Below are 1,266 nucleotides of genomic sequence, written 5' to 3'. Positions count from 1 at the left end.
GGCACTTCGCAGAGTGCCGAGATGCAGGATCTCAAGCGGGTGCGCACGGACAAGGCATTCGCTCAGCAGATCCGTCAGTATATCCACCCGGGCATGATCTACATCATGACCGATCTGCCGCTGCATCCCGATAGCCGCTCGCAACGCGACTTCGTGATCATGTCGTGATGGCGAGGCGGACTGGAAAGATGCAGAACCGTTTCAATGCTTTCGCGGCTGTTTTGCTCGCAAGCATCGCTCTTGCGGCCTGTTCGAAGTCGTCGGGCGAGTCCGAGAGCGTCGTTGTATCCGACTTTGTAGAGCAGGAAGCCAATGAGTGATCTATGCCGCATTGCCGGGGCGATCGGACTTGCCGCCGCCGCCTGCTTGTCGCCGACTGCTGGCCGCGCAAGTGACTGGACCATCGTCTCGGTGAACGGGACGGCCGCGACCGGGCAGCCCCAGATCACGCTTGGCGCGGATGGAACTATCGCCGGAAATACTGGCTGCAACAGCTTCACCGGGTCGGCACGTTTCGAGAACGCCATGCTGGTGGTGGAGGCTCCACTGGCCGTGACGCGAATGGCGTGCCCCGGCGATGACCTGACACGGCAGGAAGCAGCGATCCTGCAGCTGCTGGAGGGGGAAACAGCGTTCACGCATGACCCCTTCACCGGCGCATTCAATCTCTCCCGCGGTGAAGACCAGATGGCGCTGGCCGAATTGGCGGCTTCGGTCTTCGATATTGACTTCGTCACTGTGGACGGACTCAGCGGCCCACTCAACATTCGACAAGCGCCCGGCACGGATGCGCCCTTGGTCACGCGTGTCTTGCCCGGAACGCTCCTGCGAAATCAGGGATGCGAGGTCGGTGACACCTATGACTGGTGCAACATCACCTTTCTGGACGCTTCGGGAACCACGGGCTGGGCCGCGACAGAGTATCTGCGACCCGCGCCGGCCGCGGTTCGGGCGCAGCAGGGGCTTTTCGACAATATTGGTACCCTCGACTGCCGCGGCTCGGTCAAGGGGGAAGTCGCGCTTTGCGACTATGGCGTTGCGCGAGACGGCGACCACTCCGCGGTTTTGGTGATCTATGATCCGGACGGCGGCGAGCGCGTCGTGCATTTTGCAGAAGGTGAGCTGGCCTATGCCGAGACCGCCGAAGGCACCGCCTCCGATGCGCAGGACAGTGAACTATCGGGGGACTTGCTTGTGGTGACATTGGGTCAGCAGACCTACGAAGTGCCGCAGACTGTAATCGTAGGAAACGGGGAATAACACGCC

1 protein-coding gene is annotated in these 1,266 nt (G+C 61.7%); it reads left to right on the top strand.

Going from position 1 to position 1,266, the window contains the following annotated elements; all coding sequences use genetic code 11:
* Nucleotides 1-312: 312 nt before the first annotated feature.
* Nucleotides 313-1,260 (top strand): META domain-containing protein, encoded by a 948-nt coding sequence (locus AX756_RS24700; protein ID WP_068318540.1) that lies wholly within the window; start codon nucleotides 313-315, stop codon nucleotides 1,258-1,260.
* Nucleotides 1,261-1,266 lie beyond the last annotated feature (6 nt).

The organism is Aliiruegeria sabulilitoris (assembly GCF_001558155.1).
In the GTDB taxonomy this organism is placed as follows: domain Bacteria; phylum Pseudomonadota; class Alphaproteobacteria; order Rhodobacterales; family Rhodobacteraceae; genus Tropicimonas; species Tropicimonas sabulilitoris.
This window is presented reverse-complemented; position numbering and strand designations above follow the sequence as displayed.